Raw genomic sequence first — 14,659 nt, 5'->3', positions numbered from 1 at the left:
GACCATCTTGAGATGGAAAGCGGGCGGACAACGCGCCCGAACAAGAAAAATCCATCCAAGTGCGCCATTGGGAGGAAACAGGGATGAAGATCAGCCGCCGTCAGGCGCTCGCCGGTCTCGCGAGCGCGCCCGCCATTCTGTCGTTCGGCCGCTCCGGTTGGGCGCAGCCGGCCACCACCACCCTCAAGATTTCCCATCAATTCCCCGGAGGCACCCTCGAGCAGGGCGATTTCCGCGACCGGCTGTGCCGCATCTTCGCCCGCGAGGTGGAGAAGCGCACCGGCGGCGGCCTTAAATTCGAGGTCTACGCCAATTCCTCCCTGATGAAGACCAACGCCCAGTTCTCGGCCATGCGCAAGGGCGCGCTGGATATGTCGCTCTATCCCATCGCCTATGCCGGCGGTGAACTGCACGCCTGCAATCTGGGCCTGATGCCCTGTCTGGTCACCAGCTACGAACAGGGCGCCCGCTGGAAGACCGCCCCCATCGGCAAGGCGTTCTCGAAGATCGTCGAGGACAAGGGCGTCAAGTTCATCGCCTGGATCTGGCAGGCCGGCGGCGTCGCCTCGCGCCGGACCCCGATCATCGCGCCGGCCGACGTCAAGGGCCTGACCATCCGGGGCGGCTCGCGCGAGACCGACATGATGTTCGCGGCGGCCGGGGCCAAGGTCTCGACCATGCCCTCCAACGAGATCTATATCGGCATGCAGACCAGCGCGCTGGACGCCGCCGTCACCTCGTCCACCAGCCTGATCTCGTTCCGGCTGGAGGAACTGGCCAAGTCGCTGACCGCGGCGCGCAAGGGCTCGTTCTGGTTCATGCTGGAGCCGTTGCTGATGTCCAAGGCCATCTTCGATACCCTGCCGCCCGCCCAGCAGCAGGCGTTGCTGGAGGTGGGGGCCGAGATGGAGGCCTGGGGCATGGCCGAGGCCAGGAAGGACGACGACCAGGTGGCCGCCGTCTACGGCGCCAAGGGCTGTCAGGTGGCCGATTTCGGCGCCGAGCATCTGGCGCAGTGGCGCAAGATCGCCGAGGAAAGCGCCTGGAGCGATTACGCCGCCAAATCGGCCGAGGCCGCCGAACTGCTCAGGCTGGCCCGGGATGTGACGTGATATGTCGGGTGGGGCGCAGCACGACGCCATCCTCGCCACCGAAGCCCTTCCCTCCGAGACGACCCGCAATCCGGCCGTCGCCGTGTTCGAGGCCGTCATGGAGGGAGCGTTCAGGCTTTCGGCCCTGGCCCTGCTGGCCGCCGCCGGGGTACTGACCTTCGGCGTGGTGATGGGGCATCTTACCGGGCGCGGGCTGTTGTGGCAGGACGAGGTCACCGTCTTTCTGATCTCGGGCGCCGTCTTCCTGTCGGCGGCCAGCGTCCAGGCCCGGCGCGGCCATGTGGCCATCGACGTCCTCGACCACGCCTTTCCCTACGCCAAGGAACTGCGCCATGGAGTGGTGGAGGCGGGCATCCTCGCCTTCTGCCTGATCTTCGCCTGGAAGTCTGGAATGCTGCTGGCCGAGGCGGTCCAGGAAGGCCAGACCTCCCACTCGGCCTGGGGGCCGCCCTTGTGGATTCCCTATTCGGTGCTGACCGCCGGCATGGCCCTGCTGGCCCTGCAGATGGTGCTGCAGGTGGGGCGGCGCTCGCCCTGGCTGCTGGCCCTGGTGGCGGCCGGAGTGGCGGCCTTCCTGCTGGCCACGCCGCCGGCCCGGCCGCTGATCTCCGGCCTGCCCCACTGGGTCACCGGTATCGCCTATAGCGTCGTCACCCTGCTGGTCATGTTTTCCGGCATGCCCATCGCCTTCGCCCTGGGGGTGGTGGCGCTGATCTTCATGCTGCTGTTCATGCCGGCCGCCTCGGTGGATACCATCGCCCAGAATTTCTACGAGGAACTGGCCAACGTCATCATCCTGGCCATTCCGCTGTTCATCCTGAAGGGCGCCACCATCGGCCGTTCCAATGCGGGCAAGGATCTCTATTCCGCCCTACACGCCTGGCTGCACCGCATTCCCGGCGGGCTGGGGGTGGCCAACACCATCGCCTGCGGCCTGTTCGCCGCCATGGCCGGCTCGTCGCCCGCCACCTGCTCGGCCATCGGCTCGGCGGGAATCCCCGAGATGCGGGCCAGGGGCTATTCGCCGGGTTTCGCCGCCGGCATCATCGCCGCCGGCGGCACGCTGGGCATCCTGCTGCCGCCCTCGGTGACCATGCTGCTCTATGCCGTGGCCGCCGAGGTGTCGCTGGGCCGGCTGTTCCTGGCCGGCATCGGCCCCGGATTGCTGCTGATCACCCTGTTCGCCGGCTATTCCATGGTCCGCTATCGCCACGAATACCGGCGGGCGGAACTGGCGGCGGCGGCCCATGGCACCCATTCGGCGCTGCTGGCCGACGAGCACTACTCCACCGGCGAGAAGATCCGCATGGTCATCTGGGTGGCGCCCTTCGTCACCATCCTGGCCGGGGTAATGGTGGTGCTTTACGCCGGCTGGGCGACGCCGTCGGAAACCGCCGGAGTGGGCGCCGTGCTCGCCCTGCTGGTCATCGGACTGATGTACGGCATCTGGCGGCCCAGGCTCCTGATGCCCATCCTCACCGGTACGTTGCGCGAGTCCACCATGCTGCTGATGATCATCGGCATGTCGCTGCTCTACGCCTATGTGATGAGCTATCTCCACATCTCGCAGTCGGCGGCCGACTGGATCATCGGCCTTTCCCTGTCCAAATGGTTCCTGCTGGCGGCGATCCTGCTGTTCACCATGGTTCTGGGCTTCTTCCTGCCGCCGGTCTCCATCATCTTGATGACCGCGCCGATCATCCTGCCGCCGCTGAAGGCCGCCGGCTTCGACCTGATCTGGTTCGGGGTGGTGATGACCGTGGTGATGGAGATGGGGCTGATCCACCCGCCGGTGGGGCTGAACATCTTCGTGATCAAGAATATCGCCCCCGATATTCCGCTGAAGGACATCATCTGGGGCACCATCCCCTTCGTCCTGATCATGATGGCCGCCGTGGTGCTGTGCTCGCTGTTCCCCGGCATCGCCACCTGGCTGCCCTCGGCGGTGATGAACTGAGGGTGGCTTTCCCGATATCTCCCTGAAAATGATCCTTCGCAACTGTTGGCTTATGGTGGCTGATGGGATATCAATCCTGTGGCGACGAATCTGCTCCGGAAGCATAGCCGGAGTGCAGATTTGAATAGTCGTAAATCTACCTAGGATTATGCAGAAGACCTCCCATACGGATATATCCAGAGCCATGGACAGCGCCTAACTTCTTTATATTGGGGAATGTTATGGAGGGAACGTGAATGAAAATCGGCAGCAGACTAGTTATGGGGTTCGGGACTATCTGTGGGGTATTGACGGTAATTGCCGGTATATCCGCATTTGAGGCAAGTAGACTCGACACTACTATCGAGGGCGTGACGGCATTTCGGACGCCGGTTTCTGAGACAAGCTCCGGCATCGGGAAGGAGCTCTATGTTTCTCTTGCCGCATTGCGCGGCTTCCTGCTGGCCAACAGCGACGCCTTCAAGGCGGATCGGGCCAGGGCCTGGGATGAAATCGGCCGTCTCAGCGCCGCCATGGATAAGCTGGCGGTGAGGTTCACCGAACCAAGGAACCTGGAGTTGTGGACGCGGGCCAAGCAGAATCTTGCCGAGTTGCGGGCCGCCCAGGACAAGGCGGAGCAGGCCGGATCGGGAGACGCGGCGCTGAAGATTCTCGTCGAGGAAGCCGTTCCTCGGGTTCGCCAGCTCGAAGCCGCTCTTTACGGAGAACTCGCGGCGGACGGAACGCGGGCCGGGGGGCTGATCAGCAACCAGAAGATCATGCTCGCCCAGGACGCCCGGCAGGCCCAGGCCGATTCGGACCTTCTGAAGATAGTCTCCCTTCTCGGGCTGGTCGTCGGATTGGCGGTCGCCGCCGCCACCGCCTTTCTGACCCGTAAGTCGATCGTCCCGCCGCTGGTGGAGATCACCGGCGTGATGGGCACGCTGGCCAAGGGCGACCTTGCGGTTTCCGTTCCCAGCCGGGAGCGCAACGACGAAATCGGTGAAATGGCGGCGGCGCTCGAGGTCTTCCGGGCCGGGCTGCTGCGCCAGCGGGAGCTGGAAGCCCGGCAGAAGCAGGAGGACGAGGCGCGCAGCCGGCGGGCCGCCGCCATCGCCGACCTGACCGCGCGCTTCGACGAAAGCGCCGCCAAAACCGTCCACGCCGTGGCATCGGCGGCGCATCAGCTGCAGGGAACGGCCCAGGGGCTGAGCTCCACCGCCGCCCAGACCAGCCAGCAGGCGACCGCTGTCGCCGCGGCGGCCGAGCAGGCTTCGGTCAACGTTCAGACCGTAGCCTCGGCGGCCGAGCAGCTTTCGGGCTCCATCAACGAGATCAGCCGGCAGGTGGCCCATTCCTCGCTGATTTCCGGTACCGCCGTGTCCGAGGCGGTGCGGGCCGAGGAGGTGGTCGGCGAATTGTCGAGCGCGGTCCAGAAAATCGGCGACGTGGTCAACCTGATCAACGACATCGCCAACCAGACCAATCTGCTGGCCTTGAATGCCACCATCGAGGCGGCGCGGGCCGGCGAGGCGGGCAAGGGCTTCGCGGTGGTGGCGGGCGAGGTCAAGAACCTCGCCAACCAGACGGGCAAGGCCACCGGGGAAATCGGTCAGCAGATCGCTTCCGTGCAGGAGCAGACCGACCGGGTCGTCTCGACCATCCAGGGCATCGTCAGGGTGATCGAGGAGATCGGCCAGATTTCCGGCGGCATCGCGGCGGCCGTCGAGGAGCAGAGCGCGGCCACCAGCGAGATCGCCCGCAACGTGGAGCAGGCGGCGGCGGGAACCTCCGAGGTGAGCAACAACGTCGTCGGAGTACAGGCCGCCGCCAGCCAGACCGGTGGTGCGTCCGGGGAGGTTCTTACCGCATCCGGCGATCTGGCGGCCCAGGCCAACGAGCTTCGGCGGATGATCGAGGGGTTCCTGGCGGATGTGAGGAGCGCATAAGGCGGTGGCCGGGGGCGGACCGAATTCAGGTCCCGTCCCCCGGCTTGCCACCCACGCCGGGACGCAGGGCCACGGACTGGCCGGCCGCATGTCCGGCATTGAAGGCCGACGCCTCGACCTTCTTGCCCGAAGCCCGCCTGCGGCGAAGATTGAGGTTCAGCTTTTCGTATTCGGCGTCGACGATGGCATGGCGGAGCACCACGAGGTCACGGCGGGAGCTTCGCCGGTTGGCCTCGTCCCGCTCGGCCTTCATGTCCGTCAGCTTTTCGGCGATGGACACCGCCATGCCGAACAGGAACGAGCCCTTTTCATCATGCCGGTGACGGATGAACCGTTGGCTGCTGACATAGTGCTGCCATCCGCCTTGCAAGGCGGAGGCGATCACGTCATAGACGTAACGGGCCATCTCGATACTGGGGCGGAGCCCGAAGAAGACGTAGCGGATGCCGCTCTCATCCTTCTCCAGCCAGACCTTGCAGTCGCAGTATTCGGCGATGGCCGGCACGCAGGCCGAAATGGGCTGCCGCTGCTTGCGTCCGGTTGCGATGACGGATTTCTCGCACTGCTCCTCGCGGATTTCCAGGTCGCCCATGGACAGGTCATGCTGGTCGAGGAGCTGGGCGACCTTGGCCGCCGCCGCCAGGGCCTCCTCCTCGGTACAGCCATTGGCGATGGTCTTGGCCCTGAGGGCCTGCAGGCGCCCCTTCAGCTTGTCGAGGTCGGTCGCCATGGTGATCCTAGGCCGCTGCCGATACGGCGATGCGCGCCAGGGCCACCGCCCCCTCGCGGGTGCGCGCGCCGCAAACGAACAGGGCCGGGTGGCAGAAGGTGGCATCGGTGATGCCGGTCAGACCGGCGAACGCCTCGTCCCGCAGACCACCCCAGGCCTGGGGCAGGGGGTGGCGCTGGGCGAACGATCCGCGCTCGGGCGGAACGGCGCTGCAGGTCCAGGCGGCTCCCGCCGGGCGGATCACATAGAGCGCCTCGTCCAGCCCCAGATCGTAGACCGCGTCTTCCCAGGGAACCCTGCTGTCCAGGACGATGATCCTGGAATCCTCGGCGATGCCGGCGGCGGCGGCCACGGTGGCTTGCGCCTGGATGGAGGCGTACGCCCTGGCGCAAGCCCGCTCCAGCACCATCGCGGCGATATCGGCGGCCTGCAGGAAGGCGGCGTTCTCGTCGCGCTCGTCCTCGACGAAGGTGGCGTTGAACGCCTCGATGACGGTGGAAAAGTGCCCCGGCGTGGGCGTCATGGCTCCGTTGTCCATCAGGTCCACGTCACGGACCAGCCCGGCGTCGACCATCTCGACCACCCGCACGATTGCTTCCGCCGAGGCTTCGGGGAGCATGTGGCCGACGGCGGCCTCTCCGAAGTCCCGCCAGACCAGTCCCGCCGAGCTGTAGGGCTTGCCGCCGGGACGCAACGGCTTGTCGCGCATGTGATGGTCGTAGCGGCGCGCGTCACGGTCGTAGACGCCCCCCACATCGAACACCACCGCCGCCGTATCCCAGGCCTGCCGGTCGCGTGAACGCGCCAACTCGATCTGGCCGTCCGACGCCGCGCGAAGAATCGCGAAGGCGAAAACGTCGTCGGCGTGAAACGTTCCGTTATGGGTGGCAACCTTCAGCATTTGGGCTCTCGACTGGTGTTGGGGGCACAAAAAGAAAAAGGCGGCCGATGCCGCCCCTTAACCCACTGATGTAAAATGGTGCCCCAGGCCGGACTCGAACCAGCACGCCGTTGCCGGCAACAGATTTTGAGTAAACAGCGTTTAGGCAGAGCATTGATTTAAAACGATAAAGTTGCGTACATTCGCCAATGTGCTACAAAGTGTGCTATGCGCATTGGCGCTGCTTCTTCCTGCGAATTTACATCATGTAAGCTCGCCAGCAAACTGCTCCGTATCGATATGCGGGTGGTGGCGCTCAATCTCGGCACCAGCCCCGAGATGGTTTACCGCCATTACGGCCACGACAATCCGCTCCGACAACATCAAGGTGTCGCAAGGCCAGTGGGTTTGGCGTTTGGAGGATAGCGAAGACCGTATCCGCGCCGCACCGCCCAAAAAACTTTTCCAGAAATAGGGCTACGCCATGGCGAATAAATCACGCAGGTCCGATGTGACAACGGCTGAGCGAGCAGCAGCATACGACGCTCTTGAGCCGTTACTCAATGCGATGTTCAGAGAGTTTCAGGAATTATCGAAGAAGAAACCTGATGGGGTTCTGAACAAGAATAAGATCAACGTTGTTAACAGGCTTCTGATTGACGTCCAGAAGGTGCTTGATGATGAGCCGAACCGCTCGTACCTTGACCTTCTTAATGAGGATGACGTGCCGCAATACAGCGATGTCGTAATTACGCTTGGCCAGCACGTAGCTGCCATGGCAGCTTTTCATAGCCGGTATCATGGGCGTAGTGAATTTTCTTATGGGTGGGCTATTGGATAGCTACACGGCATAACTCCCCGCCGATAACGGAAGCCCATTCGAGAACCATCGCTTCAGATCACAAATCCATGTGGCGCGCTCCTACGTGGGCTTCCCAATGATATACGCGCGCGTACCGCAGGTAACGCTCCTTCAAAGTCCGGCAGCCTTGCGCAAAGCGTCATTCATGCGGGCTTGCCAGCCCGGTCCCATGGCGCGGAAGCGTTCGATCACCTCGGGATCAAGACGCAAGGACACCAGCTTCTTGGTCGGTGCCTTCTGCGGCCCGCGCATGCGCTTCGCCTTGGCGAAGAACTCCTCGCCCAATTCAGGATTATCGGCGTCGGCCTGGATGCCGCCGTTGATCCTCTGGTTCTCACCCTCGGGCATCGCGGCCAATGCCTTCAAAGCGCGTTCGCGCAAAGTATTGCGGTCAGATTTGGTCGGCATAGCGTTTGATCTCCCGCGCGTTGGCCTTCCTGAGACTGATGATGCGGAAACATGCCTCACGTTCCGTCCACACCAGGACATGCAGGCGGTCACCGATGAAGCCGATGGAGACGTGCCGCCGTTCACCGTAATCCTGACGGCTATCCTCGGCGGTCAAGGCAGTGTTCCACTCGAACGCCAGGGCGGCGGCGAAGTCCACGCCGTGCTTGGCGAGGTTGCTTGCCCGCTTGTCGTCATCCCAGTCCCACATAGGCAAATTATAGCTACAGCTTCTGTCTATCGTCAATCAAATCGTAGCTGCGCTCCGCGGTGCCGCGCGGAAAGCACCCTCGCCTTGCTCCAGCATGCTGGTCGCTGGGGCGATCTCGACGAGCACTGTACGGGCACACCCGGAACCGGTGGGGCATGAACTACACCTATGGGGCATCCCTGCGAGGCGGCTATCGCATCACCAACACTGCAATGCTGTACGGTCGTGTCGGAGCCGTCCGCAGCGGCGTGGAATACAAGAGCAACCGTGGCCGTCACAGCGAGGAAGAGCTTTGGGGCCTCAGAATGGGCGTCGGCATGGAGATCGCCATGACCGAAAAGGTGATGGTGCGGGGCGAGTACGGCCTGCGCGCTCCACCGCCAGTGCCTTGGGCGCTGGGCACACCGCGACGAGCAGCGTGCGAGCACGGCAGGGCTGCGCAAGCGTTGTTGATCCGTGTCCGGGGGGGCAAAACGTACACAGTTTAGCCGACTGTGTATTGGTGGGGACGGCGGGACTTGAACCCGCAAGGCCGAAGCCGGGCGATTTTAAGCAATAATATCACCAATGTTTTCAGCGCACTACATGCTGCTATAAAAATTTTATAAATGCATAAGCACTACAATTGTAATCCCAACCAAGACTAATTCACCACGCATGACCTTGCTTTAAAGCAAGCGCTCAACCCTCTTATTGCATGGTATTTGGTGCGGACGACGGGACTCGAACCCGTAAGCCGAAGCAGCGGTGTTTAAGACCGCAGTGTTTACCAATTTCACCACGTCCGCTAATTTGATCCTCTAGATATACCGATTCTGCGGGATATTTGGGAGACACATTTGACTGTTAGTCGCTTGTGTTAAGCCCATGATCGATTCCGCCGGAAAGCGCATTGAAAACTGTAAATTTACAAACAAATGTAAATATACAAAATCATTATCACTCAAATAGTTGCGCGGGTTTTTCCTGGTTTTAAGTCGCTTGCGTCTACCAGTTCCGCCAAGGGGCCTTGGGGAAGCCCGCCCGAGGGGCGGTGCGGTCCTTATACCCCAGCCTTGCCCGCACCCCAAGTCCTGGCATGCGTTCGATTGGTCAGACCAAAACATTCGTTGCTAATATAACGATATTTATATTAAATGCCGTTCCAGCACTCTATGAGGGATGCCTACCGATGGCGAATCGCCCTCGACGTGTGCGGCGCGATACCCCCGTGCCAGGGGGACGGCTCCCAAGGACGGTGGTCCGTCACCGAACCGCATCCAATTGGTATCGGCCTTTTCAGGGGAAGGGACAGCAACGATGGCCTTTGGAATTGCCGCGCGCTTCGGCGCCGCCCTGGTCGCCATGTCGGTGGGCACCGCCGCCACCATGGGGTGGTTCAGCAACAACCACGCCGTCTCGCTGATCGAGCAGGCCGAGCAGCGGGAGCTGATGGGCCGCTTCGAGCAATTGTCCGACGCCATCGGCGGCGCGGCCGATCAGGCCCAGGCCATGGCCGGCCTGGTGGCCAACCTGCCCGGTATTCCCCATCAGGTCGCCACCGGCCAGCGGGACGCCCTGGCCGCCCAGATGGTTCCCATGTTCAAGGCCATCGCCGCCCCCTTCGGCGTCGAGCAGTTCCAGTTCCATACCCCGCCCGCCACCTCGTTCCTGCGCGTCCATGCCCCGGCCAAGTTCGGCGACGATCTGTCGGCCATCCGCCAGACCGTGGTGGAAACCAACACCACCCAAAAGCCGACCCACGGCCTGGAATACGGCGTGGCCGGCCTGGGGGTGCGCGGCCTGATGCCGCTGTTCGACGCGGGCCGGCACGTGGGGTCGGTGGAGTTCGGCCTCTCCTTCGGCCAGCCGTTCTTCGTGGAGTTCAAGAAGGCGTTCGGCGTCGACGTGGCGCTGCACGTCAAGGCCAAGGACGAGTTCAAGATCTTCGCCGGCACCGTCGCCCAATCGGCACTGAGTTCGGCCGAGATCGCCGCCGCCCTGGACGGCAAGGACATCGTCAAGGCGCGGGAGGACGGCAAGGGCGGCCGCGTCGCCCTGCTGGGCCGAGCGGTCAAGGATTACGGCGGCAAGCCGCTGGGCGTGGCGGAGATCGCCATGGACGCCTCCCACTATGCCGCCCAGTTGTCCGAGGCGCGGCGGACCATGGCCGGGCTGATCCTGGGCGCCGTCACCGTGGCGATGATCCTTAGCATCCTGCTCAGCCGCACCATCACCCGGCCGGTCCTGGCCATGAGCGCCGCCATGGACCGCATCGCCAGGCGGGATTTCGCGGTCAACATCCACGGCCTGGACCGCAACGACGAGATCGGCCACATGGCCCGCGCCGTCCTGGTGGTGCAAAAGGAGGTGGAACGCACCGCCGAACTGGAGGCGGCGCAGCAGCGCAGCCTGATCGAACTGGAGAAGGGGCAGAAATCCCTGAAGGACGGCATGCAACTGCAGTTGGAGGGCATCGTCGAGGCCGCCATGCAGAGCAACGAGGCCGGCGTGGTGCTGACCCGCATGTCGGGCTCGGTGCGCCGCGCCTCGGAGCAGAGCCAGTCCATCGCCAGCGCCATCGAGGAACTGGTGGCCTCGGTCAACACCATCTCGCAATCCTCGGAGATCGCCGCCGGGGAGGCCTCCGACGCCGAGAGCGCCGCCAAGGAAGGCGTCGCCGCCACCAGCGCCGCCCGCCGGGCCATGGACGGCCTGCTGCAGGCGGTATCGGACGTGGGCGGCAAGATCGAGGCCCTGTCCGGGGCCTCGGACCAGATCGCCGCCATCATCGATCAGATCGAGGCCATCGCCGGCCAGACCAATCTGCTGGCCTTGAACGCCACCATCGAGGCGGCGCGGGCCGGCGAGGCGGGCAAGGGCTTCGCCGTGGTGGCCGGCGAGGTGAAGACCCTGGCCAATCAGACCGCCAAGGCCACCGTCGATATCCGCGCGCGCATCGAGACCCTGGTCGCCGACATGAACGGCGCCCGCGAGTCCATGGAGCGCTCGCGCTCCGCCGCCAATGACGGCATGGCCGCCGTCGGCCAGGTGACCGGCGGGCTGGAATCCATCGCCGGGCGCATCGACGGCGTGACGCGGCGCATGCACGACATCGCCGGCATCCTGGGGCAGCAGAACGCCGCCGCCGCCGAGGTCTCGGCCGCCACCGGCCAGATCGCCAGCCTGTCCGAGCATAATCTCGAGGAAATCGATCAGGTGCTGGGCTCCATGACCGAGGCGGCCCAGGTGCTGGACCGCCGGGCCGAGGACTTCGCCAAGCTGGGTACCGCCGAGACCCTGCTGCAGGTGGCCAAGAACGACCATATCCGCTTCAAGCGCTCGATCATCGACCGCATCATGGGGCGCAACGACCTGACCCCCGACCAGTTGGCCGACCACCACACCTGCCGCCTGGGCAAGTGGTACGACACCTTGAAGGACGACCGCCTCACCGGCCTGCCCGCCTATGGCAACCTGCTGACCCCTCACCAGCGCGTCCACGCCCACGGCAAGCGCGCCCTGGAACTGCACGCCCGAGGAGAGGTGTCCGAGGCCCAGGCCGAGGTGGAACGTCTCAACGACGCGTCGCACGAGGTGCTGGCCCTGCTGGAGGAAATGGCCGCCGCCCTGCGCCACGCCGCCTGAAAACCGGCATTCCTCCGGCCACAAATCGGCCCGCGACATTGACAGAACGCGGGCCGGCCTCTATCTCTTGCCGGTCGCGATAGGCCCCTTTCGGGCCTGCTCTCTTATCTTGGGGAAGCTTCATGTTCGGCGCCCTTGCCCGGCGGATCTTCGGAACCGCCAACGACCGTGTTCTCAAGCCGCTGAAGAAGCATGTCGAGGCGGTCAACGCCTTGGAGCCTGCCTTCGAGAAGCTTTCCGACGACGAGCTGCGCGCCAAGACCGCCGAGTTCCGCTCGAGGCTGGAAAACGGCACCGAACTGGACGACCTGATGGCCGAGGCCTTCGCCACGGTGCGCGAAGCCGCCAAGCGCACCCTGGGCCAGCGCCACTTCGACGTCCAGTTGCTGGGCGGCATGGTGCTGCACCAGGGCCGCATCTCCGAGATGCGCACCGGTGAAGGCAAGACCCTGGTCGCCACCCTGCCGGTCTACCTCAACGCCCTGTCCGGCAAGGGCGTGCACGTGGTCACCGTCAACGACTATCTGGCCAGCCGCGATTCCGAATGGATGGGTCAGGTCTACCGCTTCCTGGGCCTCACCGTCGGCGTCATCACCCACGGCCTCGACGACGTGGAACGCCAGCAGGCCTATGCCTGCGACGTGACCTACGGCACCAACAACGAGCTGGGCTTCGACTACCTGCGCGACAACATGAAGTTCCGCCTGGAAGAGATGGTCCAGCGGCCCTTCAACTACGCCATCGTCGACGAGGTCGACTCCATCTTGGTGGACGAGGCGCGCACCCCGCTGATCATCTCGGGTCCCACCGAGGACAATTCCGAGCTGTACCGTCTGGTCGACAAGCTGATGCCGTCCCTGGTGCCCGAGGATTTCGAAAAGGACGAGAAGGTGCGCGCCGTGACGCTCACCGACCGCGGCACCGAACACGTGGAAGAGATGCTCCAGGCCGCCGACCTGATGAAGGGCACGCTGTACGACATCGGCAACGTCAGCCTCGTTCATCACGTCAATCAGGCGCTGCGCGCCCACAAGCTGTTCACCCGCGACGTGGACTACATCGTCAAGAATGACAAGGTCATCATCATCGACGAGTTCACCGGCCGCATGATGGAAGGCCGCCGCTATTCCGAGGGCCTGCATCAGGCGCTCGAGGCCAAGGAAGGCGTGACCATCCAGAACGAGAACCAGACCCTGGCCTCGATCACCTTCCAGAACTATTTCCGCCTCTACCCCAAGCTGGCCGGCATGACCGGCACCGCCATGACCGAGGCCGGCGAATTCGCCGAGATCTACAACCTGGAAGTGGTGGAGATCCCCACCAATCTGGCGGTCAGCCGCAAGGACCACGACGACGAGGTCTATCGCACGGCGCGCGAGAAGTACGAGGCCATCGTCACCCTGATCGAGGAATGCCGCGGCCGCATGCAGCCGGTCCTGGTCGGCACCACCTCCATCGAGAAGTCCGAGCTGCTGGCGGACATGCTCAAGAAGAAGAAGATTCCGCATCAGGTGCTGAACGCCCGCTATCACGAGCAGGAGGCCTATATCGTCGCCCAGGCCGGCGTGCCCGGCGGCGTGACCATCGCCACCAACATGGCGGGCCGCGGCACCGACATCCAGTTGGGCGGCAATCTCGAGATGCGCACCAGAATGGAACTGGCCGAGATCACCGACCCGGCCGAGCGGGTCAGGCGCATCGACGGCATCAAGGCCGAGATCGAGGTCAACAAGCAGAAGGTGCGAGAATCCGGCGGCCTCTACGTGGTCGGCTCGGAACGCCATGAATCGCGGCGCATCGACAACCAGCTGCGCGGCCGTTCGGGCCGCCAGGGCGATCCCGGCGCGTCGAAGTTCTTCCTGTCCCTGGAAGACGATCTGATGCGCATCTTCGGTTCGCAGCGCATGGACGGCATGCTGCAGAAGCTGGGGCTCAAGGATGGCGAGGCCATCGTCCATCCCTGGATCAACAAGGCCCTGGAAAAGGCCCAGCAGAAGGTCGAGGCCCGCAACTTCGACATCCGCAAGAACCTGCTGAAGTTCGACGACGTGATGAACGACCAGCGCAAGGTCATCTACGAACAGCGCAAGGACCTGATGAGCGCCGACGACGTCTCGGAGGAGATCGTCGCCTTCCGCCACGAGGTCATCACCGAGATGGTCGCCCGCTGCATCCCCGAGCGCGCCTACGCCGATCAGTGGGACGTGGCGGCGCTGCACGAGGAAGTGCTGCGTGTCTTCAACCTGGACCTCCCCATCGCCGAATGGGCCAAGGAGGAAGGTATCGCCGACCAGGAAATCCGCACCCGCGTCACCGACCATGCCGACCGCAAGGCGGCGGGCAAGGTGGCCGAGTACGGCCCCGACACCATGCGCATGGTGGAAAAGAGCCTGCTGCTGCAGATTCTCGATCAGGCGTGGAAGGAACACCTGCTGCAGTTGGACCATCTGCGCCAGGGCATTTCCCTGCGCGCCTACGCCCAGCGCGACCCGCTCAACGAGTACAAGCGCGAAGCCTTCAACATGTTCGAGCAGATGCTGCTCGACCTGCGCGAACGCGTCACCTCGGTGCTGTCCCATGTCCAGTTGCGCTTCTCCAACGAGGAGGAAGCCGAGCAGGCCCTGGAGCCCCAGCGCCCCACGCGCACCCAGGAAACCCGCGAGGACCCGGCCTTCGCGTCGGGCGGCGCGGCCGCCGTCGCCCTGTCCCAGCGCAGCACCACGGTGGACCCCAACGATCCCGCCACCTGGGCCGCGACGCCGCGCAACGCGCCGTGCCCCTGCGGCTCGGGCAAGAAGTACAAGCACTGCCACGGGGCGGTCTGACCGCCTCCGGCACCAGGCATCCGAACAAGAAAAAGGGCGGGAAGCTTTCGCTTCCCGCCCTTGGTCTTTGGCCGGAGCCG

General features: G+C 64.2%; 11 protein-coding genes and 1 tRNA gene. 7 read left to right on the top strand and 5 right to left on the bottom strand.

The genetic code is table 11. The annotated features are described in order from the left end of the window. Positions 1-83: 83 nt before the first annotated feature. From dctP to CP958_RS16215, 3 genes are all read left to right on the top strand, one after another. Complete coding sequence (dctP, locus tag CP958_RS16225) at positions 84-1,112, top strand: TRAP transporter substrate-binding protein DctP (RefSeq protein WP_096703271.1); 1,029 nt, start codon at positions 84-86, stop codon at positions 1,110-1,112. Between the two features lies 1 nt (position 1,113). Next, positions 1,114-3,069 (top strand): TRAP transporter large permease subunit, encoded by a 1,956-nt coding sequence (locus CP958_RS16220; protein WP_096703270.1) that lies wholly within the window; start codon positions 1,114-1,116, stop codon positions 3,067-3,069. A 350-nt stretch (positions 3,070-3,419) separates the two neighbouring features. Then, positions 3,420-4,997 (top strand): methyl-accepting chemotaxis protein, encoded by a 1,578-nt coding sequence (locus CP958_RS16215; RefSeq protein WP_242442940.1) that lies wholly within the window; start codon positions 3,420-3,422, stop codon positions 4,995-4,997. 25 nt (positions 4,998-5,022) lie between these two features. Here the strand turns inward: CP958_RS16215 and CP958_RS16210 are convergent, their stop codons facing one another. Both CP958_RS16210 and CP958_RS16205 read right to left on the bottom strand, forming a co-directional pair. Beyond that, positions 5,023-5,727: a DUF2786 domain-containing protein gene (locus CP958_RS16210; protein WP_096703268.1), complete on the bottom strand. Its 705-nt coding sequence runs from the start codon at positions 5,725-5,727 to the stop codon at positions 5,023-5,025. Positions 5,728-5,734: 7 nt separating this feature from the next. Further along, positions 5,735-6,628 carry an MYG1 family protein gene (locus tag CP958_RS16205; RefSeq protein ID WP_096703267.1) on the bottom strand — a complete coding sequence of 298 codons (894 nt, stop codon included), beginning with the start codon at positions 6,626-6,628 and terminating at the stop codon, positions 5,735-5,737. Positions 6,629-7,091: 463 nt separating this feature from the next. Between CP958_RS16205 and CP958_RS16200 the strand changes: the two genes are divergently transcribed. Continuing rightward, on the top strand, positions 7,092-7,448 hold the full coding sequence (locus CP958_RS16200) for a hypothetical protein (protein ID WP_096703266.1): 357 nt from the start codon (positions 7,092-7,094) through the stop codon (positions 7,446-7,448). Positions 7,449-7,580: 132 nt separating this feature from the next. Here CP958_RS16200 and CP958_RS16195 read toward each other — a convergent pair whose 3' ends face one another. Both CP958_RS16195 and CP958_RS16190 read right to left on the bottom strand, forming a co-directional pair. Then, positions 7,581-7,877 carry a BrnA antitoxin family protein gene (locus tag CP958_RS16195; protein WP_242442939.1) on the bottom strand — a complete coding sequence of 99 codons (297 nt, stop codon included), beginning with the start codon at positions 7,875-7,877 and terminating at the stop codon, positions 7,581-7,583. Beyond that, positions 7,861-8,127 (bottom strand): BrnT family toxin, encoded by a 267-nt coding sequence (locus CP958_RS16190; protein ID WP_096703264.1) that lies wholly within the window; start codon positions 8,125-8,127, stop codon positions 7,861-7,863. Before CP958_RS16190 ends, CP958_RS16195 begins: the two co-directional genes overlap by 17 nt. 155 nt (positions 8,128-8,282) lie before the next feature. Here CP958_RS16190 and CP958_RS16185 point away from each other — a divergent pair, with 155 nt between their 5' ends. Further along, positions 8,283-8,615 carry an outer membrane beta-barrel protein gene (locus CP958_RS16185; RefSeq protein WP_141400536.1) on the top strand — a complete coding sequence of 111 codons (333 nt, stop codon included), beginning with the start codon at positions 8,283-8,285 and terminating at the stop codon, positions 8,613-8,615. Positions 8,616-8,832: 217 nt separating this feature from the next. Here the strand turns inward: CP958_RS16185 and CP958_RS16180 are convergent. After that, positions 8,833-8,915, bottom strand: a tRNA-Leu gene (locus CP958_RS16180). Between the two features lie 511 nt (positions 8,916-9,426). Here CP958_RS16180 and CP958_RS16175 point away from each other — a divergent pair. Beyond that, positions 9,427-11,754: a methyl-accepting chemotaxis protein gene (locus CP958_RS16175; RefSeq protein WP_170959001.1), complete on the top strand. Its 2,328-nt coding sequence runs from the start codon at positions 9,427-9,429 to the stop codon at positions 11,752-11,754. Between the two features lie 122 nt (positions 11,755-11,876). Beyond that, a complete protein-coding gene (gene secA, locus CP958_RS16170) occupies positions 11,877-14,579 on the top strand; it encodes a preprotein translocase subunit SecA (protein WP_096703261.1) in 2,703 nt (900 codons plus the stop codon). Positions 14,580-14,659: the final 80 nt, after the last annotated feature.

The organism is Magnetospirillum sp. 15-1 (genome assembly GCF_900184795.1).
Taxonomy (GTDB): Bacteria; Pseudomonadota; Alphaproteobacteria; order Rhodospirillales; family Magnetospirillaceae; genus Phaeospirillum.
Note: the sequence above shows the minus strand (reverse complement) of the source record. Positions and strands in the feature narration are given on the sequence as shown.